Raw genomic sequence first — 25,962 nt, forward strand, 5'->3', positions numbered from 1 at the left:
TCAGGCCTTGTTCAGCCAGACATTCTCGGCGTAGTAGTAGCGGGACATAGGCGCGATCGTCCAATCCTCTGCGCCCTTTCCGCTGGCCGTCAGAATGTCTTCGAAGATCGGCACGATATAAGGCGTCTCGTCGAGCTGCAGCTGCTGAGCCTGGGCGTACAGTTCCTTGCGCGCGGCCGGGTCGACGGTGGCGCGGGCATCGGCGACAAGCTTGTCAAAATCGGCATTTTTCCAGGCTGTGTCCTCGTAGGATGCATTAGAGGTCAGCAGCAGGTTGAACGTAGCGTCTTCGGTGGCCTGCATGCCCCAATAGCCCATGTAGAACTGACCCTTCATCCACACATTGGCCAGATAGGTGTCGTGCGGCATGGTCTCGACTTCGATGTTGAATCCCGCGGGCAGCGCCATCTGCTTCAGCGCGATTGCCACCTGTGCCCGGATTGCCGGGCGGTTGGACGCGACGAGCTTGATCTTGATGCCGTCGGGATAACCGGCTTCCGCAAGCAGCTTCTTGGCACCGGCCGGATCGTAGGCGATCTCAGGCGTTTCGATTGCATAGGGGAATTCCGGCGACACGAGGTTATCATAGGCCGGGCGGCCGAGGCCTTCAAGCACGAGATCGACCAGCGTCGGGCGATCGACCGACATGGCGAGCGCCTTGCGCACCCGCACATCGTCGAAGGGTTTTTGGTCCTGACGCATGGTGATGTTGACGAAACGGCCCGACGGAATGCGCTGTGCCGTGATGCCGGTCGCATCGGCGATACGCTGGAAATCCGCCTGCTGGACGACCAGCATGACGTCAACTGCGCCGGACAGGAAGTTCGCGCTTTCGGCAGCCAGATCTGGGAATAGCATCATGTCGATACCGTCGAGGTAAGGCTTGCCCTTGATGAAATAGTTCTCGTTCTTGACGAGGCGCACCATGCGGGCGCTGTCATAGGTCTCGAGCTTGAACGGGCCGGTGCCGTTGGCGGTCGTGTCCAGCTTTTCGCGCGGGCCGGATAGGGCGACCTTGGAGACGATGCGGGCATTAGCATGTGCCGTCGAGATCGGCAGGTCGGCAAACGGCGTCTTCAGCGAGAACTTGACCGTCGTCGCGTCGACGGCCTCGATCTTCTCGATCATGTTGAGGACGGAACGGGCGGCGGCCGGAATGTCGGGGTTGAGGATCGCCTGGAAGGTGGCGACGACGTCATCGGCGGTGCAAGGCGTGCCGTCGTGGAAGACGATGCCGTTGCGTAGGTAGAAGGTGAAGATCTTGGCGTCTTCACTGCCTTCCCAGCGCTCGGCGAGATCGGCCATCGGCTTGTTGTCGGGACCCATGCGGGTCAGGCCCGAATAGAGCATGTCGACGACCGGATATTCGGCAGGACCGGAGCAGTTGAGCACGTTCAGCGTTGCGATACGCGTCGAGTGGCTGATCTTCAGCGTGCCGCCGGCCTTCGGCGTATCGGCAGCCAGCGCCTCGGACATGTCGATGCCGGGAATGAGTGCGGTCGCGGCAAGGCCGCTGGCGAGACCCATCATCACGCTGCGGCGGGAAATCATGAAACTTGTCATCTTGTGCCCTCTGATTTGTTTTTGACGTAAGCCGGACGGCAGTATTTTTTTGGTTGTCCCGGCTTTATTCCTTGGCCCGTCAGCTGATCACTGTCAGCTCGTCGGGCAATCCGGTCAGTACCTCCGGCGCGCCGTCGGTGACGAGCAGCGTGTGGCCCACGCCCATTGCAAGTCCGGTGTCGCTGTCGCCGTTCATCACATGGTAGAACAGCGTCATGCCCGGCTGACAGACGGTCGGGTTGCCGGAATAGATCATCGGCGGCACGTCCATGCTGGTCGGCGCGAACGTGCAGCCCACTGAATAGCCGGTCGCGCCGTAACGGGCGCGCTTGTAACCGCCATTGTCGAGACCATTGGCATAAACGTCGAAGATTTCGCCGAGCGTCGTGCCGGGACGCGCGATCTCCGTCATCCTATGCAGCGTCTCCATGCCGACATCGTACATCTTGCGATGCGCATCAGAGACTTTTCCGAACACGATCGTCCACTCGGTCTTCACGTTGTAACGGCGATAGGCAACCGGATACTCGACGAGGATCTGGTCCTGTTCTTCCAGCCGGCGCGGATCCGAAACGCCGCGGCCATAGACTGCACGCGGGCCGGAATTGAACAGCGGCGCATTCGGCGGCATGTCAGCGCCCTGGCCGAGGATCGAGGTCAGGTAAGTGGCCTTCAGGTCGCTGTCGAGAATGCCCGGACGCGCGGCGGCGATCACGGCATTCAGCGAGTCATCCAGAATGCGGGCGGCCTTGCGGGTATATTCGATCTCGGCCGGCGACTTGCACACACGCAGCCAGCGGATCAGGTGACGGTCGTCTTCCAGCTCGCACCAGTTGCCGATCGTCTGCTGCGTGCGATAGAGGTTCCAGCCGGTCAGGCCGTGGGTGTTCAGCTCGATGGCGATCTTTTTTCCGCCAAGACGGAGCTCTTCAAGAATGACCTTCAGGTCGGCAGCCGGATTGGCGTCCTCGGCGTCCCACCAGATGCGGATGTCCTCGATGATGCTCGTCTGTTTTGCCTGAACCAGATCAGGGCGGCGGGTCAGAAGAACCGGCTGGCGGCCATCGGTCGGCACGACCAGGCACTGGTAATAGACGAAGCCGCCGGTGTCATAGCCGGTCAGCCAGTACATGCTTTCCTGCGCAAACACGAGCATGGCTTCGACGCCGCGCGCCGCGAGTTCGGCTCGAAGCCGGTCCTGTCGCTGCAGATGCTCCTCCTTGGAAAAGGGGAGGGTCGGTTGCGGCATGGCACTCACGGATGTGTCCTTTCGGCAAGATCAGCAAAGCTCGTTATTGCCTCACCCTACGGTTTGGTATACCACTCGTCAACCAGAGGAATACAATAATTACGAGACAAGCGAGAACGATTGCGGAAGATAGACACCCACTGGGCGTAGAATCTGGTTACAACTGCCAAAGCGTGTGGCACCAGACAGATATTTGACGTGGTCTCCGCAAGGGAGGGACTGAATATTTATGCTAATTGAAACCGATAAACGGCTGGCGCTTCAGGCCTACGAACAGATATTGAACCTGATCCTTACCGGGGTTGCGCAGCCGGGCACGATGGTGACCGAACGCCGCTTGGCGGAAATCCTCAACATGTCGCGCACGCCGATCCGCGATGCACTACTAATGCTCGAAAGCGAAGGCCTGCTGATCCGCCAGGGCAGCCGTGGCCTCCAGGTCAAGCAGATGCGCATCGAGGATTATATGGACGCGCTGCAGATCCGCCAGCTTCTGGAACCCGAGGCCGCCCGGCTTGCCGCCGGTCGCATGTCTGCCGCCGCTCTCGACGACCTCGAAGCAGACCTGAAAACCCTGCTCGGAAAACCGGAAGACGGCGAAGGCAAGCCGGATCGCGGTTCGGTCCGCGATGTCGACGACCGGCTGCACGGCGGCATCGGCGATTGCGCTGGCAATCCACAACTGGCGCAGATCATCCGCACGCTGCGTCGCCAGACCCAGATTTTCGACCTGAGAAGCATGCCGGAACGGTTCGAGGCGACCTGCCGCGAACATCTGGATATCGTCGGCGCGTTGCGCGAAGGCCGCGGCGATGACGCAGCCAAGCTGATGCGCCAGCATCTTGATCGCGTCAAAGACAGCATTATCGGGAGACTGACCCGCACATGACAGTATTTGCAAAGGGTGTGCAGGCTGAGAAGCTTTCGCGCAGCAATTCTGCCCCGGTCGATATAGCGCTTGCCGAACGGCTGTTCGATGAGTTGAGGCGCCGCACCGGCACCAATCGCGGCATCACCCGTACATCCTATGGACTCGGCGAACAGATCGCCCATGACATGGTGCGCCGCGAGGCGCACAAGCTCGGTCTTGAAGTGAAGACCGATCCCGGCTGCAATCTCTACATGACGATGAAGGGACGCGAGGATGGTCCGGGCATATTCATCGGGTCGCATCTCGATTCCGTACCTATGGGCGGCAATTTCGACGGTGCTGCCGGCGTGCTTCTCGGCCTCTCGGTCGTCTCCGGTTACGTCCTTGCTGGCATCCGCCCGCCACGCGATATCACCGTCATGGCAATTCGCGCAGAGGAAAGCACCTGGTTTGGTGCTTCCTATATCGGCAGCCGCTCCGCACTTGGCCGGTTGACAGGCAGCGAACTCGACAAGGTCAAGCGCTCCTCCGACCAGATCTCGCTCGGCGCTGCCATCGATGCCGCCGGCGGCGACACGGAATTCCTCCGCTCGGGAAAATCCTGGCTCGACCCGGAAAACATCGCCATGTTCATCGAGGCGCATATCGAGCAGGGTCCGGTTCTGGTCGAAAAGCAGATCCCGATCGGCATCGTCACCGGCATTCGCGGTTCGTTCCGTTATCGCGAAGCCAAATGCATCGGTTTTTATGCCCATTCGGGCGCCACGCCGCGCGAATACCGCAGCGACGCCGTGCTCGCAGCATCGGCTCTGGTCGTCGAACTCGACAAGGCTTGGGATGAGCTGCAGGCAGAGGGCGCCGATCTCGTCGTCACTTTCGGCCAATTTTCGACCGACGCTTCGGAAGCCGCCTTCAGCAAGATCGCTGGCAAGCTCTCATTCGCGCTCGATGTTCGCAGCCAGGAACCCGAAACGCTTTCAAAGATGCAGGCCGTCGTCTCCAATACGGTCACCCGCATCGAGGCGGAACATCGCGTCAAATTCGAACTAGGCCGTTTAACCGACAGCAAAGCGGCGAAGATGGACGAGGCTATTGTCTCCTCGCTCGCCAGATTGGCAAAGGAGCACGGTATCGAGGCTCAGACCATGGCCTGCGGTGCGGGCCATGATGCAGCTGTATTTGCCGATGCGGGCGTGCCGACCGGGATGGTCTTTATCCGCAATGCCAATGGCAGCCATAATCCGGACGAGCAGATGGAGATTGCCGACTTCACCGAGGCAGCGAGGCTCGTTTCTGCGCTCTGCCTCGACCCGCCATTGGAAGTCTGATCATGTCCGATATCCGTTGTGACTGCCTCATCGTCCAGCCGATCGCTAAAAGCGCCATCCGCATGCTGGAGGAAACAGGGCTTAACGTCCACATTGCCCCCTCCACAGCCTTTGCCGATCTCGAGCCCTATCTTGCCGTTGCAACGGCGGTGATAACCCGCAATCACGGCCTGTCTGCCCGCGAGATCGAGGCTGCCCCGAGTCTGCAGGTCGTCGGCGTTCATGGCACCGGTACCGACAAGGTGCACAAGCCTTCGCTTTCCGCACGCGGCATCCCGCTGCACAACACGCCGGGCGCCAATTCCCAGTCGGTTGCTGAACTGGTGATAGGCCTGGCGCTTGCCTGTTCGCGCTCACTGATCGCCGCCGACAACGCCTCGCGCACCGGTGACACGCTTTTCCGCCAGCATCACCGTACCTTCGAGCTTTCCGGCCGCCGTCTCGGCCTGTTCGGTTACGGCCATATCGCAAAACTCGTCGCGCGCTTAGGCCAGGCATTTGGCATGGAGGTTGCCACCGTGTCGCGCTTCACGCCGGAGGAAGAACTTCGGCAGCAGGGCATTACGCTCCTGCCGAACCTCGACAGCCTCTGCGAATGGTCGGACATCGTCTCGCTGCACGGCATCCCTGAGGCGGAACCGCTTTTCGATGCTCGCCGCCTATCGCTGATCGGCAAAAACGGCATCCTGATCAACACCGCCCGCGGCGCGCTAATCGACGAAGATGCACTCGTCATTGCGCTGAAGGGAGGCGTCATTGCCGGTGCCGGGCTCGACGTGCTGGCGACCGAGCCGATTAGTTCCGGCCATCCCCTACTCGACTGCCCGAATCTTGTGCTAACTCCCCATATCGGTGGTTCGACGGACGAGGCGCTGGAAAAGACAGGCATACAGGTCGCCAGTAAAGTGCTGGCCGAACTTTCAGCCATCGATCGGGTTCCGGCCACCTGCACCTGATCACCACATGGTAGATTGAAGACATGCCTGTTACAACCCGCTCCTGCCCCAGATCAAGCTCAAGATCCGGCCCAGAAACGATCACCGAGATTTCCTATCCGCGCATCCTTCGCTGCGGCGATAGCGCCATCGGGATTGAGTTTTCCGATACGGTGAGCGAGGCCGCCAATCTCAAGGTCCTGTCGCTCGATGCATCGCTTGCCGACGCGCCAATCGACGGCATTCTGGAGACGATCCCGACCTATCGCTCGCTGACCGTTTTCTACGACCCGAAGATCGTACGCGGTGCTGCTCTCGGCGAGCAGCTGCTGCAACGCGCGGCACGAGACGCTGCCGCACCGGACACCGGACGCCCGCTCGAATTCCCGGTGTTTTACGGCGGCGAACATCAGGCCGATCTCGATGAAATCGCCCAGCTGAAGAACATCGCCGAAGCCGATGTGATCGCCTTGCATTCCTCGGCCGAATACCGGGTTTACATGATCGGCTTCGCACCGGGCTTCGCCTATCTCGGCGGCTTGCCGGAAATCCTGCACACCCCGCGGCTTGCCGTGCCGCGCCAGCGGATCGAGGCCGGTGGCATCGGTATCGGCGGCCGCCAGTCGAGCATCAATTCCGTGCCCGGCCCGAGCGGCTGGCGCTTTATCGGCCGCACCCCGTTCAAGCTCTTCGATCCCGCCCGCACCGAAGCTTTTCTTCTGAGAGCTGGCGACAGGATCACGTTCCGCAGCATTGATATGGAAGAGGCACGGGATCTGGACGCACAGGTCGCCGCCGGAACCGCGAGGCTGAGGGAGCTCGTCCGATGACCGCTGTCCTTTCCATTCATCGCTCCGGGCCTCTGATGTCGGTGCAGGACGACGGCCGTTACGGTTTTCGCGCACGCGGTGTCTCGACCTCAGGGGCAATGGACCGTGACGCCCATGCCATTGCCAACGCTCTGGTTGGCAACGACCCGGGAGCGGCCGCTATCGAATTCGCCCTGATGGGCGGCACGTTCACGACAGATCGGGACGTGCTTGTCGCCGTCACCGGTGGACGCTGCGCAGTAGACATTGCCGCAAAGGCGGTTCCCACCTGGGAGAGCTATCTTCTTAAGGCAGGCGAAACGCTGACGATCGGCCCTCTCCGCGGCGCCGTCTGGGGCTATCTCGCCATCTCCGGCGGCATCACCATTCCAGAAGTGCTCGGCAGCCGCTCGACCCATTTGAGAACCGCTCTCGGCGGGCTGGATGGCAGGGTACTTTCCTCAGGCGATATATTGCCCCTCGGCGAGACCGGAGAACTCAAGCCCCGCATGCTGGGCACGCCTTATCTGCGCGGAAATGCTCCGATCGCGGTCATTCCCGGCCCGCAGGACGACTATTTTGAGGAGAGTGCCTGGAAAACATTCCTGCGTCAGCCCTATCGGACCACCACATCACGCGACCGGATGGCGATGGTCCTCGATGGTCCGGCCCTCAGCGCATTCAAAGGCCACGATATCGTTTCGGATGCCACCGTCGTCGGCTCCATCCAGGTGCCGGGTTCTGGCAAGCCGATCGTTCTAACAGCCGATAGCCAGACGACCGGAGGTTACCCGAAGATCGCCACCGTCGCGTCATTCGAACTCGCGCGCCTGGCACAACTACCGGCGGGTCGAGACTTCATGTTCCGGAAAATCTCAGCCGATGTGGCCGAAGAACTGGCAATCCATGCAAAGGACCGGCTTTCCGCGGTGATCTTCGGCCTCACGGAGAAATAGGCTGACCGCCCTTCTCAGTTGATGAAAGGCCTTCCTTCAGGCGGCTCAGTCGTCCTTGGACTTGAGCCGAGGATCTAACTACGTCAACTGTATCAAACGAATGCAGATCCTCGGGACAAGCCCGAGGATAACGGCGGTGAAGTCTTCGAACCGTGCCGGCGGTCTTAGGATGGGATTGCGCGCAGCGCGGCCCGCTTTGATCAGGCCTTCGGATGAATCGACGAGCCGATCGTCCACCCGGCCTTTTCAAGCGCTACGCGCAACTGCCTTGCCATCGTCACTGCACCGGGCGTATCGCCATGCACGCAGACCGACCCGATCGGCACTTCCAGCTGCTTGCCGGATGTCGATGTGAGGCATCCTTCCGAAACCATCTCGATCACCCTTTTCACAAGAAGTTCGGGATCGTGGATCACCGAACCCGGTTTGGAACGTGGAGAAAGGTTAAAACTGTCCGCATAGGTGCGGTCGGCGTAAATCTCGTTGATCGACGTCAGCCCCAGTTTTTCCGCGGCCCGCGCGGTTGCCGTTCCCGGCATCACCATGAAGGCAAGTTTCGGATCGACGGCCTTGATGGCCCGGCCGACGGCAAGCGCCATGCCATCGTCATCGGCACAGACATTGCCGAGCGCCCCATGGGTCTTCACATGCGTCATCGGATGGCTTTCGAGCGCCGCGACCGCAGCCAGCGCGCCGACCTGATAGGCAACCAGCGTTTCGATCTCGGAAATACTCAACCCCGGTAACCGGCGGCGGCCGAAACCGATCAGGTCCATATAGCCGGGATGCGCGCCGAAGGCGACGCCACGTTCCTTCGCAAGTCGCACCGTAGCCCGCATGATCTCGGGATCGCCGGCATGGAAACCGCAGGCGATATTGGCCGTGCTGACGATGTCGAGCATCGCCGCATCATCGCCCATCGTCCAGGGGCCGTAACCTTCCCCAAGGTCGGAATTGAGATCGATACGCATTGCTTCCCCTTTTGTACTTCTTGTCAGATACGTAGCAAAGCAGCCGCAAAATGCCATTATTTCCCGATTGCGCCATAAAGACCATTGGTATACCGCTGGTCTTCTGATTTCGAAAATGAGGAATGACATGACGGGACGGCTTCTTTATCTCGGCAATGGGCGCAAGTTGCAGTCCATTGCAAAACTCGACGACCGGTTCGAGGCCTGGGGTCTGCAAGTCGAGCGTTACTGGGCTTATGACGGCCAGTTCCCTGAAACGCTGAAGGGTTACGACGGAATCTTTCTTTCCGGCAGCCCGCATGGCGCCTATGAGGACGTGCCCTTCATTCTGCGCGAACACGATCTGATCCGCGAAGCAGCAGAACTCGAAATCCCCATGCTCGGCATCTGCTTCGGCAGCCAGATCCTGGCATCCGCGCTCTGCGGCCGGGACCAGGTGTTCCGCCGCACTTCGTGCGAGATCGCCTACAAGGATCTGCCGCTCACTGAAGCGGCGGGCACGGACAAGCTTTGCCGTGATCTGGTCGATAGCACCTACATGTTCGTCTGGCACAATGACGAGGTGAAAGCCGAGCATCCGGATATGACCGTGCTTGCCTATTCTGACGACTGCCCCAACCATATCTGGCGTTACAGGGACAAAGATATTTGGGGCATCCAGGGCCATCCGGAAGTCACCAAGGCGCAGGCCGTCATCTGGTTCGAAGAAAACCGCGACCGGATGGTACTCGACGGCGCTGATATAGACGACCTCAAGGCGCAGGCGCACGAGGCCGCCGAGGCCAAGACCATGCTGACCCGCTTTGCGGAACTGGTCCAGAACGCCTGATTTCAAAACATCCGCCAGAATATCCGATCGAGGAAGAACGATGGTAACGCCCGCCTACTGGTTCGAACGCCAGGAATTTCAGTCCCGCCTCACCCGCGTCCAGGCCGAGCTGAAGAAAAAACAGCTAGATGGTCTTGTGGCCTTCCTGCCGGAAACCGTCACTTGGCTCACCGGCTATTTCACCCGCGCCTATGGCACGCTGCAATTCGCAATTATCCCGGCCGAAGGCGAGCCGACCCTGTTCTGCCGCGATGTCGAGGAATATTATCTCGACAGCACCTGCGTCTTTTCGGACCGGGTGATGTGGACCGACAGCGACGACCGCATGGCGGTTGCCGCAGGTGCGATCGAAAGCCGTATCGGCAAGAGCGCCAAGCTCGGCATCGAGCTGTCCGCGTGGCCTCTGTCGGCCGGCCGTTACGAATACCTGAAATCGGCGCTCCCTGGGGTCATCTGGCAGGATGAAAGCTTAATGGCGCCCCAAATGCGCCTGATCAAGTCGCCCGCTGAAATCGCCTATCAGCGCCGCGCCGCGAAAGCTGCCGAAGCCGGCATGCAGGCGGCAATCGACAGTGCGGCCGTCGGCGTCACCGAACGCGAAATGGCAGCCGAAATCTGCGGCGCAATGATCCGGGCTGGTTCCGACCTTCCAGGCCCGGGTGTAATGTCATCGGGTGAACGCGCTTTCCATCTGCATGGAGGCTATTCAGACCGCGTGCTTGAGGCCGGCGACATCGTCCAGATCGAGACGACGCCGAATGTTAAACACTACCACGCCCGCTTCATGCGCCCGATCCGGGTTGGACCGGTTCAGGATGACGATTACAGGGTGGTAGAACAGCTGATCGCTATTCAGGACGCAGCTATTCGTGAAGTGAAGCCGGGCGTTTCCGTGCGCGTGCCCGATTCGATCTATCGCGATGGCGTGCTTTCGTCGGGCCTGCGCGAGAATTACACGAACAAGACCTTCTATTCCGTAGGCTTACTTCTGCAGCCGAATGGTGGCGAGCCGCTGGAATCCTCTATGAACAGCACCTGGGTGTTCGAACCCGGACAGACCTTCCACACCTACGTCCTCGCTCGCGGTTTCGGCATGTCAGAGACCATCACGGTCACCGAAACCGGTTACGAGAAACTCACCAAGTTCCCCCGCCAGCTCTTCGTAAAGTGACCGATCATCGTAGCTTTACGAATGTGCTTAAAGGTGTTTCGCACGGGCGAGTATGCTCAATGACTCGTCTTGAGCTATTGCTCGCGCTTAGGGAACCACCACACCGGCACTCGTGTGCGAGCATGTGCAAAGATTAACTTCGCCTTGACAGGAATCGAACCGGCGACAGGTTAGCCAGATAGTTTAAGTGGCATAACGACAATTTCCGATACCTTCGCTCGAATGCGGAGGAAGATGCGAAGGAGCGGGAGGCGGAAGAAAAAATTCGTTTCACTCCAATTGTCGGCAAACCTCTCGCTGATCCTCGCTTCGACGCGCCGAAGATCAGTGCCGGCAACCGGCTAACGCTTGCTAAAACCCTGTTTCCTAATGAAGACCGGTCCATGCTCAAAAAGGCTGTGGAACGGGCGGCGAATTAAATCTGGCTGTCTGACGAGGGAAGTAGGCGACTACGCGCCGGTAAGGGCTTGCGGGAACGCAGGGGCTACGCCGACGTCTTCCATCTGTATGAAACTGGTGGAGCATACTGCGAAAAGATGCTAGAAGCGTATAGTTGAATGACAGGTTTTCGAATGCTTTTAGACACGCTCAACAAACGGTGGAAAGAGATCGAGGAAATCGGTTCCGACGCTGAAAAGCGCGGAAAGTTTCTCGGCATCGAACTGTCATGGCAGCCTCGTATTATCGCGGAAACCTCCGATTATCTCCCAGAGACAACGCCCGCCCAATCCGCCCTTACTTCTGCGCCTGCAAAGGCCAAACCTCGAAACGGATTTCAGAAGCTTCGCGAAATAAGGCGCGCAAAAACGCGAGTCGTACGGCGTAAGGTTAAAAAATCTAGGGCGGCAGGCTAACCGCATGTCCAAGCCGGTTTGCACCATTATGGCGGGTCCGAACGGCTCCGGTAAGTCTTCGATCTATGCAAAATATCGTCCACCCGGCGATTTCATCAACGCAGATGAGATTCAAAAGGGCCTGCCCCAAGATGCGAAGGAAGGCACTAAACGAGTTAGCGCTGGACGGCTCGCGATCTACCGTATCGATGCGGCGATTGCGGCGAAAACAGATTTTGTCTTCGAAACGACACTTAGTAGCGAACACTCGGTTGGGGTTATGGAACGGGCGAGAGAAGCCGGTTTCCATGTATATCTGATCTTCGTATGTCTGGATAATGCAGAGGAAAACGTGAAGCGCGTGAGGTTTCGCGTGGCTGACGGCGGTCATGACATTCCGAGTGACACGATCATTCGGCGCTATGAAAAGTCGTTCGAAAACTTGCCTCGCGCGCTCCTGCTAGCCGATGAAGCAGCATTGATTGATAATACACTCAAGAAGCCTGTTCTTGTCGTAGGAATGATCGACGGCAAAATCGAGCAAGTTCACTACGAGCAATCAGCACTACATGATCGTCTACTAGATATTGCGGATGAAGTGGAAGAAGGCCGGTCTGTGCCAAGCACACCGGGTGGAATTGGGCCCTAAACCAAAAGGGCAGCACCCTCGCGCGCCCATCATGCTGGACCACAGGGTGACCTTTTGTATCCTCCAAGATCAGGAGTTTTTGGCAAACCTCTGGGATCGGACGGCGACTGGCAGCGACGGAGTTCGTCGCCGCAAACATAAGTAATTGGAAACACTGGCTTCCGCGACCCTATGCTCAAGAGCCACGACACCCATTGCCATCGCCTTGAACCAATTCGAACTTACGACCCGCTGTTTCAATGGATCTGCAGAGCGGAGACGAACCCGCCGATCTTACGACTTTGATCAAACACGTTCATCGGCAGATCGGCCTTCGGCATCCAGACACGACCCACTTCCACCGCGGCAGAGACTGGCAAGGCAGGGAACACATTTATTGTCGCGCCCTCTCCGTGCGCGGATTTTATACTGTTAAAAAGCCGCCTCAGTTCCTGGCGAAAAAATGTGAGATCCGCGGCATTCCGCATGATGTCGTTGTGGGGCGAATTCACAGTGATCGACCAAACCGAAACGTCGTTTCCCAGAACGGAAGCAATGCGATCCTTCGAAACTGTCGCGCTCAAACCTAAAATCAGAGCCACCTTTGAATTTATCTCAGTCGGCGTCTCAACCAGAAATTCGATCGGGTCACTGTCGTTCTGCCACTTCCATGTCGCTGGCTCTCTGTGGCGTTGATGAACCTCCGCAGGTAGAATATCGCAAAGCTGCCTCCCCAGTTCAATGAGAAGCGGCTGGGGCGCAAGCGCGAAAACGCTTGCATGGGTAATCTGCTGTCGTTCGATCCGGCCCCTGATCTTGTCGGCAAACAGCCTTTGAAGGTTGGTCTGCTGAACCTGCCAATACTGCTCGTCGTTATCCTCGAGAGAGAGGCCGAGCATTTCAAGATCAATCGTCTCAAATGACGCCGGTGAGCGCTCCGGCAGCATCGATGCGAATATGTCATCTCTTGCCACGAGCGCTTCGTTTTTGCCGATGTTGGCTCCAAAACGGATAACATGCGAAGCGCGATCTGGCTGGATACCACTCACCAGGCGGACCCTCCGCTCGTGCTCCTCCTTCATACGGACCAGAAGTTCCTCAGGATGGTCGTCTGGCGCTTCATTGTCGATCAGTCGATGGCACTTGGCGCAGAGAAGCATGAGGTTAGAGATGTCTTTGGCGAGAAGTGCTGATCTTGTCGGATGACCGCGGGCTCCCTCGGATGAGTCGGCAACGATGTGGGCGACAAAGCCAAACATCTTGTCCTCTTTGCCAGTGAGAAGGTCTCCAATGAGTTCGCAGTTGCAACCGCGAAACTGGCAACGGCCTGCCGCACGCGCCCAGAGCGCGCGTTGGACCTTCTCGGGAATCCTCGATTTTGCCATTCAAACTGCCCTCCGAACTGGTGCGTGCCGCTGCAGGCGGCTCCGACTGACATGCCGCTCCACATCGCTATGCTGCGGATGCTCTCCCCCGCCTCGCCACTCGCCATCGATCAGCCAATCCTCGAAATAGAAGAGCCAGAGCGAAGTCCACGGAATGATGGTCTGATCGAGCCTCATCCAGGGCTGCCACTCATATGTGCGTGGCAAATAGAGACAGAGGCGGGTAGGCTTCTGGTCATATACATGTGGAAGGTCTTTTCCACCGGACAGCATCAACAGATCAGGATTGTCCAGAAACACCCTCGGCGAGCGATTGACCGCAAATTCTAACCGAGCATCATAGATGCGGGAAAGCGGCGTAGGCGACGATTTATAGTACCAACTGAAATGTCCTGATCCGAGTTCACCATCCCCGACAGACAACGGGTTCTTCGTCAGTAGAAGAAACTGCTGCGCGGGGGTCAGTGGCTTCGGATCGGAAAAACGCATGGTGGCTATCTTCCAAAAAACGTGTTGGCGCGAACGGGGGTCGCGGTGGCCGTGGTGATACCTGTCACGAGGCCGATGCGGGGTGCGACGCCAAGAGTGCCCCTCTGACGAGAGGTCGAGATGTCATCGGTAATGGAATCCATGACAGCCTTGGCCGGGGCGGACCCGAAGGCGTCGCCGAGCTGTCGCTTCAGGCCATCAAGCCCCTCTACATCCTTCAGCCTGCTGATGTCGGCCAGAGCACGAGTATGCCAAGTGTAAAATATCTCGGCGCGTTTGGGATCGCCGTTCCACTTTTCGGAAAAATTCTCCCCCTTTGTCGTCTCGTTCCAGACGAACCATTGCATCTGGCCATCAACGCGGCGCGTCTCGATGAAGTCGGGCATGTGCCGGATGACGTCGAAGAGCAGATCCAATTCAGAGTCGTAGATGAAGGTCCTGACGCAGTACTCGTAACTCTGGGACGCCAAGGTCGTCACCAGAACCGAAATCGGCGAAAGAGATATATCGATCTCGTTGACTGCGATGAAGACATCCCGGTGGCGCTTCAGGATTTGGACGACCCTCTGCAACAGGCCCTTGAAATGAACCTGCTCAGGAAAGGGCTCGATGTCAGCACGGGCGCGATCCTGAGTATGCAAGCTTTTCGTCACCCGGAAGCGCGGCGCCAACTTCACACGCTCAAGGAACAATGCCTTGTAGCCCTTCGGGTTTGACGGCTTCCAAATTTTGAGTGCCCGGTCTGGCACAAGTTCCCCGCCCATGGTGCAGTCCCGGTTCGGAATGGACGGGGTAATGTCCATATGGAATTCGTTGGCGTAGACCAGCCGCCAGCAGCGCGCCATCTCCACCAGAAGCGGCTTGTAATGGCCGTTCGCTTTCAACCGGTCGCCGATTGCCTTCTTCAGTGCAGCCGGCTCGACCCAATGTCCAAGATATGGCGCGTGGGCCACCAGGTCGACGTCATGTTCATTGCTGCCGATCGGCTTAACGGTCGTTCCGATAGCGGTCGATCCCTGCAGGAAAATTCCCATTGCCTTAAGCAGGGGATCCTCCGCGTCGGCCAACCATCCGCCGACCCCTTCGTAGCGCACTTTCGCAAGGTCCGCCTGGCTCGGCGCGATTTCAAGGGTGGCACACATGCGCTCAAGAGCGCCGATGAGCATTCCGTCCCGCATGACAAGGCGATGATCGTGAAACATGCATTCCTCCTGCGCCCGAAAATGGATTTAGCCGTAAGATTTGCTCGTCTAATTTCATACAGATAAATCGAACGCTTGCTATCGTCAAGCTCTGTGCTATGTTTTTGTACAGATTAACCGAACGGCGCGGCACGCGAGTGCACGCGCCTTCAGTGATTCAAGGGAGTGATTCGAACATGTCTTTGGCTGCCAAGCTCAAAGAACTCAGGGGCAAGAACCGTCAATCCTTGCAGGACGTCGCGGATGCCATTGGAGCGTCCAAGACGCATATCTATGATCTGGAGACCGGTCGCAGCACCAACCCCTCAATAGAACTTCTGACCAAACTCGCCACGCATTTTCGCGTTGCTATTGCCGACTTAGTTGGCGAGAATCCAGAGGGGAAAGACGAGGAGCCTGGTCTAGTCGCAATGTATAGGGATCTCAAATCTCTCGCTCCGCAAGACCGTGAAACAATCCAGATGCTGATGGACAGGCTCAAACCAAAGGGAAAGTAAATGGACATCTTGCGGATGGATCTAGCCGACACGGGGTCGCCTGAAGGGCTCGTCAGTCTGATCCTGAAGCATGAACCAAATCTTCCGCTTCCTGTACCGATCGAGGAGTTGGCGCTCCAGCTCGAGATTGAGGAAATTGCCGAGTTGCAAACGGAAGGTTTCGAGGGCGGTTTAATCACCGACACGGTACGGAGCCGCGGAATTATCCTTGTTAGAAAGGGGATGAACCGGCCGCGTCGCCGATTCACCATTGGCCACGAGCTCGGGCACTTCCTGATTGCCAACCACATCCCGGACAAGGACGGTCAGTTCCTCTGCTCGAGGGAAGATCTGCGAGCACTGTCGGCGAAGGAAAGCGACCGGCGTGCAAAAATGGAGGTGGAAGCGAACCGCTTTTCCTCCCTCATCCTGATGCCGCCACCCAAACTGCGCGACGCCTTCAAGAAGCATCCCTCGCCAAGCCTTGAACATGTATTCGAGTTGGCGGACCGATTTGATGTCAGCAAAGAAGCCATGGCGCGGGCCTATGCCGAGTATCACCCGGAAGCATTGGCCTTCATTGTCGTTAAGGATAAGAAGGTTGGGCGGGTCTATCACAATCGAAAGCGCTTTCCTTTTGTCGTTGCAAGCCGCAACAAGTCGGTCCCGCAAGGCTCAACGTTTTACCGACGGGACCTCCAGATCGGCGTTCCAAGCGAAATCGAAAGCCGGCTTCCCGATCTGTGGATCGACGTAGTCCGAGGGCAGCGCGCCCCGTCTCTTAGCGAACAGGTCTGCCTTCAGAAAAATGGGTTTGCCTTGATCATGCTCTGGCATGAAAGCGCGGAGGAGGACGAAGAAGAAAACGAAGACATGACCACGCGCGACCGCTGGCGTGCCCAACAGGAACGATATCGCAGGGATTGAACTTGATGAAAGGCCATAACTTCGAGCGTCTCAAATCACACATCGTTCCCCTGTCAAACTCCAAGGCATTCGAGACGGCTCGGCTTGAATGGGACCTGGTCGGCGTCGAGATCAGTGAAGAGTTTGATCAATGTCCCTGCGGTCAGGATATTCTGGAACATTGCTACATTCGAAATCGCCTCAATGGCGCGACGACCTATGTCGGCAATGTCTGCATCAACCGGTTCGTAGGAATCGAGACCGGTAACCTCTTTGAAGGACTGAAGCGTATCCGGGAGGACATATCCGCAAATGCCAACGATGATCTCATCGAATATGCGTACCGAATGGGATATCTGTTTGATGAAAAGGAATATCGCTTTCTCAAACAAACCAAACTCAAGCGAAAGCTCTCCGCCAGGCAGTTAAGCTGGAAGCAGAAAATCAACCGGCGGATTTTGAGCCAGACGATCGTGCACCGGAGGGGAGCGCACGACTTGCGCTAGGGCATGTTGACAAAGTGCCTTCTCAAATCAGCTGAGGTCTTATTCAAGACTGTCTTTAAGGAGGCAGTGTGCACGTGGTGACGCAAAACGATCGTTTTGGCTTGGGGGGCAAATGCCAGCAACTGCATTTTCAGTAAGGTTCGCGCGCGAACTCGATGTCGACCAACTCGCGACTTTGATGACCGGCGTCCAGCCAAGGCATGACCACGATGGAGCTGAAATTCTCAGCACGTTCGGCGATGCGATCCGCGCCGACATCCAATGCTCATCATGTGGGAAATTCGGTGCTCACATCGTTCGCTCCGCAAGGTCGCGAGCATCCAGGGCAATTCTTCGGCAGGCCCACTTCAGGTTTGTCGATCCCAACGGCGGCGACGCCCACCATCCATTCTGCGAATTCCACGGGAACGACGAAACTCGTTCGACCCAGGATAGCTTGCTCGACTTCGGATCGGAAAAGAGCGCGGAAACGAGGGCCATACGCCTTCTGGTATGTAAGGGCATCGAGCAAGGCATATTTGACCAGCGTCGTATCCGGGACATGCGGCAGTGGTTTTTCGATCTTAAATCGGCCACCCGCTTCACGGTATCGATGCCGCTGGAGGCGATTTCCTGGGCCCATGCACTTCAGCGCCACCCCCATCATCAGCGCTGGCAGTTCCACCCATCCCAAGCGGAGATGCCCGCCTTCGACTGGAAAGCCGCCGCAAAAAGGCAGTTCACCGAAGAGCACCTTCATCTGTTTGAACTGGTGAAGGGCGGATTGATCCCGTTCGAGGACGTGACGTGGCGACAGGCGAACGAACTCGCTCAAAAAAATCATGGGCGCGAGGTGTTCGACGTCACCAAGCTCCAGCCCTACTATGAGGCGGCGATCTCGCTCTGCACCTTCGTCGCTGCGAACGGCGGCATCGATTTCGGCAAGCGACAGCCCGAAATTTATCGATGGAAGGGCGCGCCAACGGCGTTGCTTGCCCTCTGCGCGCTGATGCTCTTCGTCTCCGATTGGGACATGAACGCTGCGATAGCAGCCTTCGCAAAGCTGTTGTCCGCGCCGGAACCCAGCGACCTCGCCCTCGGCAACGTTATCGGACTGAACGCTTTTCACGAATATGGTGCGTGGCGCCTCGTCATCGCGTCCGCCGAGGTCGCCGCTAAGAGCCCAGACGGACTGGATTATACCGCCCGGCTCACCGCTACTGAAGCTGCATTACGCGAGCAACATCGGCAGTGGAAGGATCACTAATCTCAAGGGCTGTGCAGATCCGCTGCACCTAGCCGACCCCCTTAGGAGATCAGTGCTATCTCGCCGGGCTCGAACCACTCCTGCCGTATCATCGCATCGCGTGCCAGCTCCGGATCCGCAGCGTAGTAAACGACGGCAAGGCTTTGCTCCGCGCGGCTGCAGGTCACATAAAACAGTCGCCGTGTCCGATCGATGGTCGTCTCCTTGCCGGCTGCCTCATTCTCAAGATCCGTCTTGCTCTTCGCCTTCGTCGCGAAAAGCTTGTCATAGGCGAACATGAAGCCACGCGCTTCCTCGTCGCTGACGACGACCATTACCCGTGGGAACTCCAGGCCCTTGACGCCCTGGTGGGTATCGAACTGCGACACGCCTCGAACGTAGCGGTCATACTTCTCGATCTCGTCGAAGGGCGCCTCAAGCGCCAACCGCCAGCCGCCCGACTCGCTTTTGACGTCGACTTCGTCCTCTCCGTCGGCGGCGTCACCCGCCAGAGCGTCGCCATCGCCGTCAGGGGCAACAACATCGGCGGTGCAAAATGGGACCAGGACGTCAGGGATCGTGAACAGGCGGGTCTCGGCGACATAGCGAAGGACAGCGCGGGAACTAGGCTTCGCCTCGGCCGAAACGAGCGCCAATAAGCCGTCGCAGGCCGCCCTGACTTCGCCGAGGATCTCGACCTGCTTGTCTCCGGCCGTTTCAAGCGCCTTGCGCTCGAGAAATGGCGACGTGCGCCGAACGACTGCGGCGGCAGCAAACCGATCCCGCGCGCGCAGAGCTGTGACGAGCGGCAGTATCTCGCGGGTGAACAGGCCGATGCCTGCGCCCGTCCCTTGCAAGAAGCTAGTTCGGATGCGCTCAACGGCATAGAGCGCCTCGAAAAACTGCTCGAAACCAAAGCGGCGCGCAGACATCAGATGCTCCAACGCCAGCGTCTTGATCGCCGCGGTCCCGTGGCCCCATTCCGGATCGCCTGTGATTTCGGCCATTTTTGCAGCTATCGCCACCTCAGCTGCGGTCTTGTCGACGATCGCCTGCGAGACGACGAACAGACGAACAGTACCCTGCGCTGCGTCGCTGCGTGGCTGCTGCTCCTCCCCGTCCTCATCATGCCTGATCTTGTTGATGAGCGTGATGACGCGCGTGGGGCAGCGATGGTTCATCCGCTTCCTCGGCTTCGCCCAGACCTCCGGGATTGCCTCGGCCAGGCGATCTTTACCGTCGGCGTAGATCCGCTGCATCATGTCACCGAAAAGCCCGAGGCAGAAGGCGTCACGGTATCCCTCCTCGACGTCGAGCAGCGCATCCATCAGCCTGCGGTTCGTATCCTGGCTTTCGTCGATCAGCAGTATCGGAAACCGCGTCACGAGAAGCCGGCGCAAGCCGGGCTTTGCGCCGAGGAAATCGGAGGTCATCGCGATGACCTCCGCGTGGTTGAGGGAATCCCGCGTCCGGTTGTCGCCGGTCGGGCTGTAAACAAAGCGCGTGATTTCGGCGAGGTTCGCGCGACGTCGCTGCTTGCCCTCGATCGAGCGCGCGCGATCAGATGCGGCCTTGCTGGTAGCTCGTCCCTTCGCCTGGGCCGCCTCCAATTCCGCGATGTCCTCAAGGAGCCTTGTGGACAGCCACGCCCGGATGTCAGCGTCATAGCCCGCGATCAGCGACCAGGCGAACGCATGGATCGTGGACACTTCAACGCGCGGATCGAACTCAAGCCGCTGCTTGATCTCATCGCACGCCGCGTTCGTATAGGTGATGACCCCGATTTTCTGACCGGATAGAGATAGCCGTCTGCCCTGATCCCTGCAGACAGTGCGGATGACTTCGACGAGCGAACGCGTCTTTCCCGATCCGGCCCCAGCGTAGAGAAAGAAGCTCTTGGGCTTCTCTAGGTTCAGGCAGCCAAGGATGATCTCGTCTGCCTCCGCATCGAATTTATCGTCGGCCGCGCTCATGCTTCGGCCTGCTCGATTGCGGCGGCGACATCCTCTTTAATCTGAGGCAGGATTTCGACCTGTTTTTTCTTGAGCTGCGCCAGCAGCCACTCCAGTCCCTCGGCGATGTAACTCGGAACAATGATGTCATCGAAATTTTCGACCTCCATGACGTCGAGCGCAAATTCAGCCTTCTTGCCGCTCTTCAGGGCGAGATACATTCGCTCGCCGATCGCGGCCGCTCCGCCGCCATCCGTGATCGCATCGCGGAACTTGCGCACCAGACCTGTGCCCGCGAATTCCGAGAAAAAGCTCAGGTTCTCGAAGACGAGCGCGTCCTCAAACGTGTAAGGATACGCCACTTCCGGCCCTACGATACCCGGCGAGGTGACGCCAAGTGGGATCTGATAGGCAGCGCGCACCGCAAACAGGGGGTCGCTGTCTTCGCGGAGCGTTTTGACCCCGCAGTCGGCCCGCATCAGGTCATCGATATCGTCGAGCCGCGGCACCCACGTCTTCAGGGTGGCATTGTTGGTCTTCTGGCCAGCGCCCTTCGCCGGCTGAACAGAGGCGCCGCCGGTCTCGGCCAGCGTGTCCAAGTCGGTGATGATCAGGGTCAACAAACCCAGATGATCGATCAGGGGCTTAAGGCGATGCGCATGGCTGCCACCAATCTCGAGGAGCGTGATGTAGCACTGGTTGAGCTCATCATAACGCGCGCGTATAAAATTGGGGACGAGCATCCGTTCGGCCGGTCCTTCCACCAGTATTGCCGCGTCGGCGAAGAACAGATCGGCGTGCTGGGCCCTGAGATAGCGGGTCACGAAGCGCTCGGTTTCGCTTCCAGGACCGAAGACCTCCGACAGGTTGATCACCGTCGAGACAGGTACGTTCGCTGCCATGCCTGCCGGCAGCCGCCGGAAATATCGTAGGCATGAGAAGGACGTCTCGTGCGCAACGTGGCTCGAATGCGTACTGACCACGAGTTGGGTGCGAAGCTTCTTGTTCTCGCCGAGATCCTCATGGGCGCGAAGCACTGCATAGGCCTTTTTGATGAACACCTGCTGCACCTGAGCGTGGAGATGCGCCTCCGGCTCTTCGACGAGTACCAGATGGAGCGGCTCCGTCGTGGTGACCGTCGCCCCGGTCGAGGCCTTTCCCACCCGCATCCAGGCGTCGCGAAAGCTCATCAACCGGAATATCATCGAGATGAGGTTTTGATAGCCGAGGCCGTTATTCGCCTCGGGCAATCGCAATACCGGCGTCATCGCGCCGTCGCCCGCGATCACGTCCACCTCGAAGCTGATCGCCGCGTTGTGGTTGAGGCCGTCTATTGCCTTCAATCGTGTGGAGACACGCGGACGCGGATCCGTCACGCCGGGGTATCCCATACCCTCGACCTCCGTGAAAGCGGCCTTGAAGCTCTCGGTCAGCCGCTTGTCGAAGGCGTCTTGCGCGGCTTCAATCGCCTGCAATGCGCCAAGGTCCTTCGGATCGGGGCCCTTCGTGGGATCGAGGTGTTTGGCATAATAGCTTCGAAGTTGGTCTGACAGTCGGCTGCCGGATGCCGCCGCAGGGGAATCGCCGTCCTCGACGGCCTGCTGCTCTTCACCGAATCCTCGCTGCGCGGGGATGTCGTGGACGCGGATCAGGCCGCCCAGCGGGTCGCCGTCGATCGGCCGTGAACCTCCAGACAGGGCCTGCGGCTGTGCCAGCGACTTGGTGGGCGTGACGAGCTTCCCGGGATCCAACGGATAGGCCCGTATGGTGAAGTGCGTCGATAAGCGCTTGCCGAGAAAATCGACAAGATTTTCCGGCCAGATCGTCAGCTTGGGCGGTGTAGCCGGCGGATCGGCTTCAGGGTTCTCCCCGACAGTGGCCGCCAGCGCCGCCGCGCGCATCGTCTCGGCGTCGCTCACGGCGCCCATGAACTCCTTGTACAGAAGTGCGCGATCCTTCGGCTCGTAGCGCAGCCGGACGCCCAGCCTTCCACCTTCCCAGTCCAGCGTCGGGATAAGATCGCGCACGTGGTGCATCTCCCCCGTTTCGACATGCAACCAAAGGTCCAGCATCGGCAGCGCGCTGACCCATGGATCAACGACCAGATCAACGACCTCCTCGGCGTTGCGCGCAGTTATCCAGCTTTCGCCCAATGCAATGATCGAGGGCCAATGACACAGGGTCAAATCATGCATCTCGAATGGACAACGGCGGGGCGACAGGAACCGCCGAAGGGCGAGCATCGCCGAGGTCTTCCCACTATTATTCGCGCCGACGAACAGCGTAGTCGTACTCGAGAGATCGACCCGGGTGGACAGAAGCTTCCTGAAATTTGCGATCTCCAAAAATTCGATATGCACTCGACCCCCGCCCTCTTCGACAACTCTAGCGTTTAGATGGTTATACGCCGTTTTTTCATACTATCTGTTGTTTGTTTGAGAGCGGCAGTCAAAGTCGCGAAACGTGCCACGACGCTACAGAGGTTGACCGAATCGGAATGACAGAACAGACAGAGCACGAAACCGCCGAGGCTAAACCCGCACCCGGTCTCCCCGAATACGAGATCACCTTTAAAGATTGTGCCGATCAGGAATCCCCAATTGTGACAGGAAGGTTTCGTGGTCACCAGCGTGTAAGGCCCACGCCTGCGGACTGCGCGGGCCGGAGGCAACATTAGCCGCTCACGTCGGAAAGTCACACGCCTCGCCAGAACGAAGTACGGTTGGCGAGTATGCAGGTTATGCCTTTAACTTGCCGCACCCCCTTCGCCGATAGAAAAACCTCGCTTGCTTGCTATGCCAAATCTGCTCGGTTTTTCTGTACTTCGATCGCGCGACCGCCGGCGTGCAAAAAACTGCTGATTGAATCGGCTGCATCTGTGCCGTCACCATCCGGATCGATGCCCGTTGAGACACCCAGTGCCATCGCGATGGGCAGAAAAAGCCGGATCGCCATCATAACTCTGTGTCCGTCATCATTCCCATCGCTATTGGGCCCCGGCAGTTCAACGAAGCTTTCTTGCCCTATCCCGCGGTGCAATACGACCTTGTCGTTCAGCCCAAGCGCTATGCCATGCTTCTCATATTCATCAAGAACGTGGGGAGCGTCGAAAAACGGAACGGTGCGCCATACACCTGCAATTTCCATCTTCGCGTAAATCGGGCCAGTCCATCCGAACTCTTTGGCCAATTGGGTTTGGATTCGGGTGACCCCCAACAACACGTGCAAGAGGATATTGAGGTCGATGATTGTCGGTAAAAGATAGCGCTGGTTCTGACAGAGCTGCAGAAATCGGTCGGCGTGGTCGTATCCATCCAGCCATGGAGCGAGATCTTGTAGATTGTCGCGTCGGAATTTAGAGAGCGGGATGATTATCTCGCTCTCGAAACCTCGACTCAGCTTCCAAGTGAGGCCAAGCTGCTCAGGGTCGTTGTTTGCCGTTTGGCGGCTGATGAAGCCACGGGATCCCTGATACACATTGTCGAATGGTATTGTGTAGCTGCCGCTTACATCCGACATCACTTCTCGGATACGTCGAAGGGATACGGATTTCATTGGCTCATGATCGCCCCAGAAATCGGCGATAAGAAAAAGTCGAACATAAGCAGCATCCTCCTCGGCTTCCGACGTCTCTAATTCTTGGCCGATCCAGTCCGCATATTGCTGTGTGATTTTCGAAGAGCGGCTCCAAAGTTGATCGAGGATGAACCGATCATTTTCCGGTCGAGGCTCCGATCCGTCCCCCACCCGTCGATAGATCCGGCCATCTTTGTGGATGTATGGTGCTTCCGGTCCCCACGGAACTTGGCCGACTATAACGCAGCGACCTTCCGGTAGTCCCATCGTTTCCAGTGGCCCAAATAGCGCCTTGGCCCTGAAATAGGGTGCGGGCTGCGCGTGGTTTGCGACTGCTTGGCGAATGCGCTGCAGGCACCCATCCGCCTCTTCGTTGGCTATGCCAGGCAATGACCCAGCGACAGGATCTTCCTTTGACCTTTCGTTGACGCCATAGAAAATCCACCCACCATAGGTGTTGGCAAATGCGGTCATGGATTTCGCGATCGCGCCGGCGTTCGGCACCTCCCGCTTGTACTCGACGTACCAGCCCTCGGCGACCGAAAAGAGGACAGCAAGATCCTCGACGGCAATACTATCGAAGTCACTCGCAAATGGATTGTAGTCATACTTCATCTGATGATCCTTCGGCCCACTAAGACGATGTCCGTGATTCATTTCCGTCTGTAAAGAGGGGGTCTAGCGGCCTTTATTGAGTACAATTTACTCGACGTCAGCGCATGACGCTTTCGAAATCAACCCATCGGAAGTGATCCCCTAACAGGAACCGGCGGGTTACACAGCCAACAACTGCCCTTGAGTTGCTGCTTTACGCCCGGTTCCAATCTCTCCAGTTGCAAGTCAAAACCAATCGCCTTCACTGCTTCACTGGGTTTCAGGGGAAAGAGATTTACAAATTACTTGAGATTGACCTGCCTGTTCGTGCTGCTTCCTGATCACCCAAAGGGGGACGCCCCGGCGCTTAACACCATTGTGAACGTAATGGAGCCCCGACCGTATGACCGTCTAAAGACCGCACCGCGCTAAGCGAAGAGATCCCGTGCATTCAAGACAACAGCAGCGCAGCCCCGGGGTATTACGTTTCAGCTACAAAAGCGGCGTGGACGCACGGGAACAAGTGTGACCAGTCGATTTACGTCGATGCCTCATTGCTCAACGGTAACGTGCTCCCTGGCAATAGCGCCTGGGGCCGACCCGGTCGCCCGACGGACGCGTTTGACCTAGTCGTAACGATGCGGAACGGCGGCGAGCCGGTTTACGCCATCAACTTTGACAGTGGTCCGGAACTGGAAATCGGCGAAGTATCCATCGCTACGGCTGCGGCGCTTCGGGGTGTCAATCTGGCGGACTACCGAATTATCACGAGATCAAAACGCTCGCGCTAGACCACGTCAACTATCTGGTTTTCCCGGAGGTCGACATCAAGCGAATGTTCCGTGGCCGCTTTACGCAGGAACAGCCCGACCAGGTCGAAGCCGAGATATTCAGCGCTTGGGGTGGTGTTGACCGCCTGGTCGAATGCGGCGCCCTGCCCCAATATAGGAATTAGCGATGTTGCCACGATTTAAACGCCGTTTTTCAGCGCTGGCAGCCTTGTCGCTGGCATGCAGTGTGCTGCAGCCTGCTATCGGTGTGGCCGATGGCGCAGCGCCGACCGACAACCCTGCCGGCTGCATGGTTGACGGGGATATCGTGTATCTTTCGGGCCTTATCCTGCAGGGTGCCGAAAACAGTTTTTACCTGTGGGCCGACGCTCCCGCTTGCGTCTCTGGAACGGGAGATGCAGGCGAAAAATCTGTCGTACACTCCCAACTGATTGAACTGCGGTGCTACGACGACGGTTGGAACAATCACCAGCGCCGGCGGGGCGAGACGTTACAATTTCGCGGTGAGATTGGGGCAATCGAGCCCGATCGAGTCGTCCTCAGCTGCCATATGCCGCTCTAAGGGAGGATAGAAGGCTTCACGAGCTCCGCAGGTTACCAATGTTTGCAAAGCCGAGCACCCTCGATAGTAACATGGTTTGCCGTGGTGCTGGCTCATTTCCCCGGATCAAGCCGCCTGGAGAACCTGGCGGGCGCGAATCATGAATTACCGTGGTC

The 25,962-nt window shown here is 58.3% G+C and carries 23 protein-coding genes; 13 read left to right on the forward strand and 10 right to left on the reverse strand.

The window, feature by feature from the left end; all coding sequences use genetic code 11:
* Positions 1-1,563, reverse strand: a complete 1,563-nt coding sequence (locus BLW69_RS20705; protein ID WP_092664820.1) for an ABC transporter substrate-binding protein — start codon at positions 1,561-1,563, stop codon at positions 1-3.
* Between the two features lie 79 nt (positions 1,564-1,642).
* Positions 1,643-2,812 carry a M24 family metallopeptidase gene (locus tag BLW69_RS20710; protein WP_092664823.1) on the reverse strand — a complete coding sequence of 390 codons (1,170 nt, stop codon included), beginning with the start codon at positions 2,810-2,812 and terminating at the stop codon, positions 1,643-1,645.
* Between the two features lie 229 nt (positions 2,813-3,041).
* Here BLW69_RS20710 and BLW69_RS20715 point away from each other — a divergent pair, with 229 nt between their 5' ends.
* From BLW69_RS20715 to BLW69_RS20735, 5 genes are read left to right on the forward strand one after another with little or no spacing between them, the layout of a single operon-like run.
* Positions 3,042-3,701: a GntR family transcriptional regulator gene (locus tag BLW69_RS20715; protein WP_092664826.1), complete on the forward strand. Its 660-nt coding sequence runs from the start codon at positions 3,042-3,044 to the stop codon at positions 3,699-3,701.
* Positions 3,698-5,011: a hydantoinase/carbamoylase family amidase gene (locus BLW69_RS20720; RefSeq protein ID WP_092664829.1), complete on the forward strand. Its 1,314-nt coding sequence runs from the start codon at positions 3,698-3,700 to the stop codon at positions 5,009-5,011. The genes BLW69_RS20715 and BLW69_RS20720 overlap by 4 nt, the downstream gene beginning before the upstream one ends.
* Positions 5,012-5,013: 2 nt before the next feature.
* Positions 5,014-5,967, forward strand: a complete 954-nt coding sequence (locus tag BLW69_RS20725) for an NAD(P)-dependent oxidoreductase (RefSeq protein ID WP_092664832.1) — start codon at positions 5,014-5,016, stop codon at positions 5,965-5,967.
* 23 nt (positions 5,968-5,990) lie between these two features.
* Positions 5,991-6,776, forward strand: coding sequence for a 5-oxoprolinase subunit PxpB (gene pxpB, locus BLW69_RS20730; RefSeq protein WP_092664835.1), 786 nt, complete (start codon positions 5,991-5,993; stop codon positions 6,774-6,776).
* Positions 6,773-7,711 carry a 5-oxoprolinase subunit C family protein gene (locus tag BLW69_RS20735; protein ID WP_092664837.1) on the forward strand — a complete coding sequence of 313 codons (939 nt, stop codon included), beginning with the start codon at positions 6,773-6,775 and terminating at the stop codon, positions 7,709-7,711. Before pxpB ends, BLW69_RS20735 begins: the two co-directional genes overlap by 4 nt.
* A gap of 200 nt (positions 7,712-7,911) precedes the next feature.
* Here the strand turns inward: BLW69_RS20735 and BLW69_RS20740 are convergent, their stop codons facing one another.
* Entirely contained in the window at positions 7,912-8,682 is a 771-nt protein-coding gene (locus BLW69_RS20740) for a LamB/YcsF family protein (protein WP_092664838.1), read from the reverse strand.
* Positions 8,683-8,809: 127 nt separating this feature from the next.
* On the opposite strand from BLW69_RS20740, the gene BLW69_RS20745 reads away from it, so the two are divergent.
* From BLW69_RS20745 to BLW69_RS20760, 3 genes are all read left to right on the forward strand, one after another.
* Entirely contained in the window at positions 8,810-9,511 is a 702-nt protein-coding gene (locus BLW69_RS20745; RefSeq protein WP_092664840.1) for a type 1 glutamine amidotransferase, read from the forward strand.
* 40 nt (positions 9,512-9,551) lie between these two features.
* A complete protein-coding gene (locus BLW69_RS20750; RefSeq protein WP_092664843.1) occupies positions 9,552-10,682 on the forward strand; it encodes a M24 family metallopeptidase in 1,131 nt (376 codons plus the stop codon).
* Between the two features lie 858 nt (positions 10,683-11,540).
* Complete coding sequence (locus BLW69_RS20760; RefSeq protein ID WP_092664849.1) at positions 11,541-12,164, forward strand: ATPase; 624 nt, start codon at positions 11,541-11,543, stop codon at positions 12,162-12,164.
* A 236-nt stretch (positions 12,165-12,400) separates the two neighbouring features.
* On the opposite strand, the gene BLW69_RS20765 is transcribed toward BLW69_RS20760, so the two are convergent.
* The 3 genes from BLW69_RS20765 to BLW69_RS20775 are packed head-to-tail and all read right to left on the reverse strand — an operon-like array spanning position 12,401 to position 15,183.
* The gene (locus BLW69_RS20765; protein WP_092664851.1) at positions 12,401-13,528 is read right to left on the reverse strand and encodes an HNH endonuclease; all 1,128 of its coding nucleotides are present in this window, start codon (positions 13,526-13,528) and stop codon (positions 12,401-12,403) included.
* On the reverse strand, positions 13,529-14,017 hold the full coding sequence (locus BLW69_RS20770) for a type II CBASS E2 protein (protein WP_092664854.1): 489 nt from the start codon (positions 14,015-14,017) through the stop codon (positions 13,529-13,531).
* A 5-nt stretch (positions 14,018-14,022) separates the two neighbouring features.
* Positions 14,023-15,183: a nucleotidyltransferase domain-containing protein gene (locus BLW69_RS20775; protein WP_244508917.1), complete on the reverse strand. Its 1,161-nt coding sequence runs from the start codon at positions 15,181-15,183 to the stop codon at positions 14,023-14,025.
* A 212-nt stretch (positions 15,184-15,395) separates the two neighbouring features.
* On the opposite strand from BLW69_RS20775, the gene BLW69_RS20780 reads away from it, so the two are divergent.
* From BLW69_RS20780 to BLW69_RS20795, 4 genes are all read left to right on the forward strand, one after another.
* On the forward strand, positions 15,396-15,716 hold the full coding sequence (locus BLW69_RS20780) for a helix-turn-helix domain-containing protein (RefSeq protein WP_007636261.1): 321 nt from the start codon (positions 15,396-15,398) through the stop codon (positions 15,714-15,716).
* Positions 15,717-16,622, forward strand: coding sequence for an ImmA/IrrE family metallo-endopeptidase (locus tag BLW69_RS20785; RefSeq protein ID WP_092664859.1), 906 nt, complete (start codon positions 15,717-15,719; stop codon positions 16,620-16,622).
* Between the two features lie 5 nt (positions 16,623-16,627).
* Positions 16,628-17,107, forward strand: coding sequence for a hypothetical protein (locus BLW69_RS20790; protein ID WP_092665039.1), 480 nt, complete (start codon positions 16,628-16,630; stop codon positions 17,105-17,107).
* A gap of 112 nt (positions 17,108-17,219) precedes the next feature.
* Complete coding sequence (locus tag BLW69_RS20795; protein WP_092664862.1) at positions 17,220-18,353, forward strand: hypothetical protein; 1,134 nt, start codon at positions 17,220-17,222, stop codon at positions 18,351-18,353.
* A gap of 41 nt (positions 18,354-18,394) precedes the next feature.
* On the opposite strand, the gene BLW69_RS20800 is transcribed toward BLW69_RS20795, so the two are convergent.
* The 4 genes from BLW69_RS20800 to BLW69_RS22620 form a co-directional block, all read right to left on the reverse strand.
* The gene (locus BLW69_RS20800) at positions 18,395-20,305 is read right to left on the reverse strand and encodes a UvrD-helicase domain-containing protein (RefSeq protein WP_092664866.1); all 1,911 of its coding nucleotides are present in this window, start codon (positions 20,303-20,305) and stop codon (positions 18,395-18,397) included.
* Complete coding sequence (locus tag BLW69_RS20805; protein WP_092664869.1) at positions 20,302-22,644, reverse strand: AAA family ATPase; 2,343 nt, start codon at positions 22,642-22,644, stop codon at positions 20,302-20,304. Before BLW69_RS20805 ends, BLW69_RS20800 begins: the two co-directional genes overlap by 4 nt.
* A gap of 433 nt (positions 22,645-23,077) precedes the next feature.
* Entirely contained in the window at positions 23,078-24,475 is a 1,398-nt protein-coding gene (locus BLW69_RS20810; RefSeq protein WP_175487300.1) for an AlbA family DNA-binding domain-containing protein, read from the reverse strand.
* 766 nt (positions 24,476-25,241) lie between these two features.
* Positions 25,242-25,421 carry a hypothetical protein gene (locus BLW69_RS22620; protein ID WP_139283911.1) on the reverse strand — a complete coding sequence of 60 codons (180 nt, stop codon included), beginning with the start codon at positions 25,419-25,421 and terminating at the stop codon, positions 25,242-25,244.
* Between BLW69_RS22620 and BLW69_RS20815 the strand changes: the two genes are divergently transcribed.
* The gene (locus BLW69_RS20815) at positions 25,412-25,807 is read left to right on the forward strand and encodes a hypothetical protein (RefSeq protein ID WP_092664875.1); all 396 of its coding nucleotides are present in this window, start codon (positions 25,412-25,414) and stop codon (positions 25,805-25,807) included. The genes BLW69_RS22620 and BLW69_RS20815 overlap by 10 nt on opposite strands.
* Positions 25,808-25,962 lie beyond the last annotated feature (155 nt).

Origin of the sequence: Rhizobium sp. NFR12 (genome assembly GCF_900108545.1) — a bacterium.
In the GTDB taxonomy this organism is placed as follows: domain Bacteria; phylum Pseudomonadota; class Alphaproteobacteria; order Rhizobiales; family Rhizobiaceae; genus Neorhizobium; species Neorhizobium soli.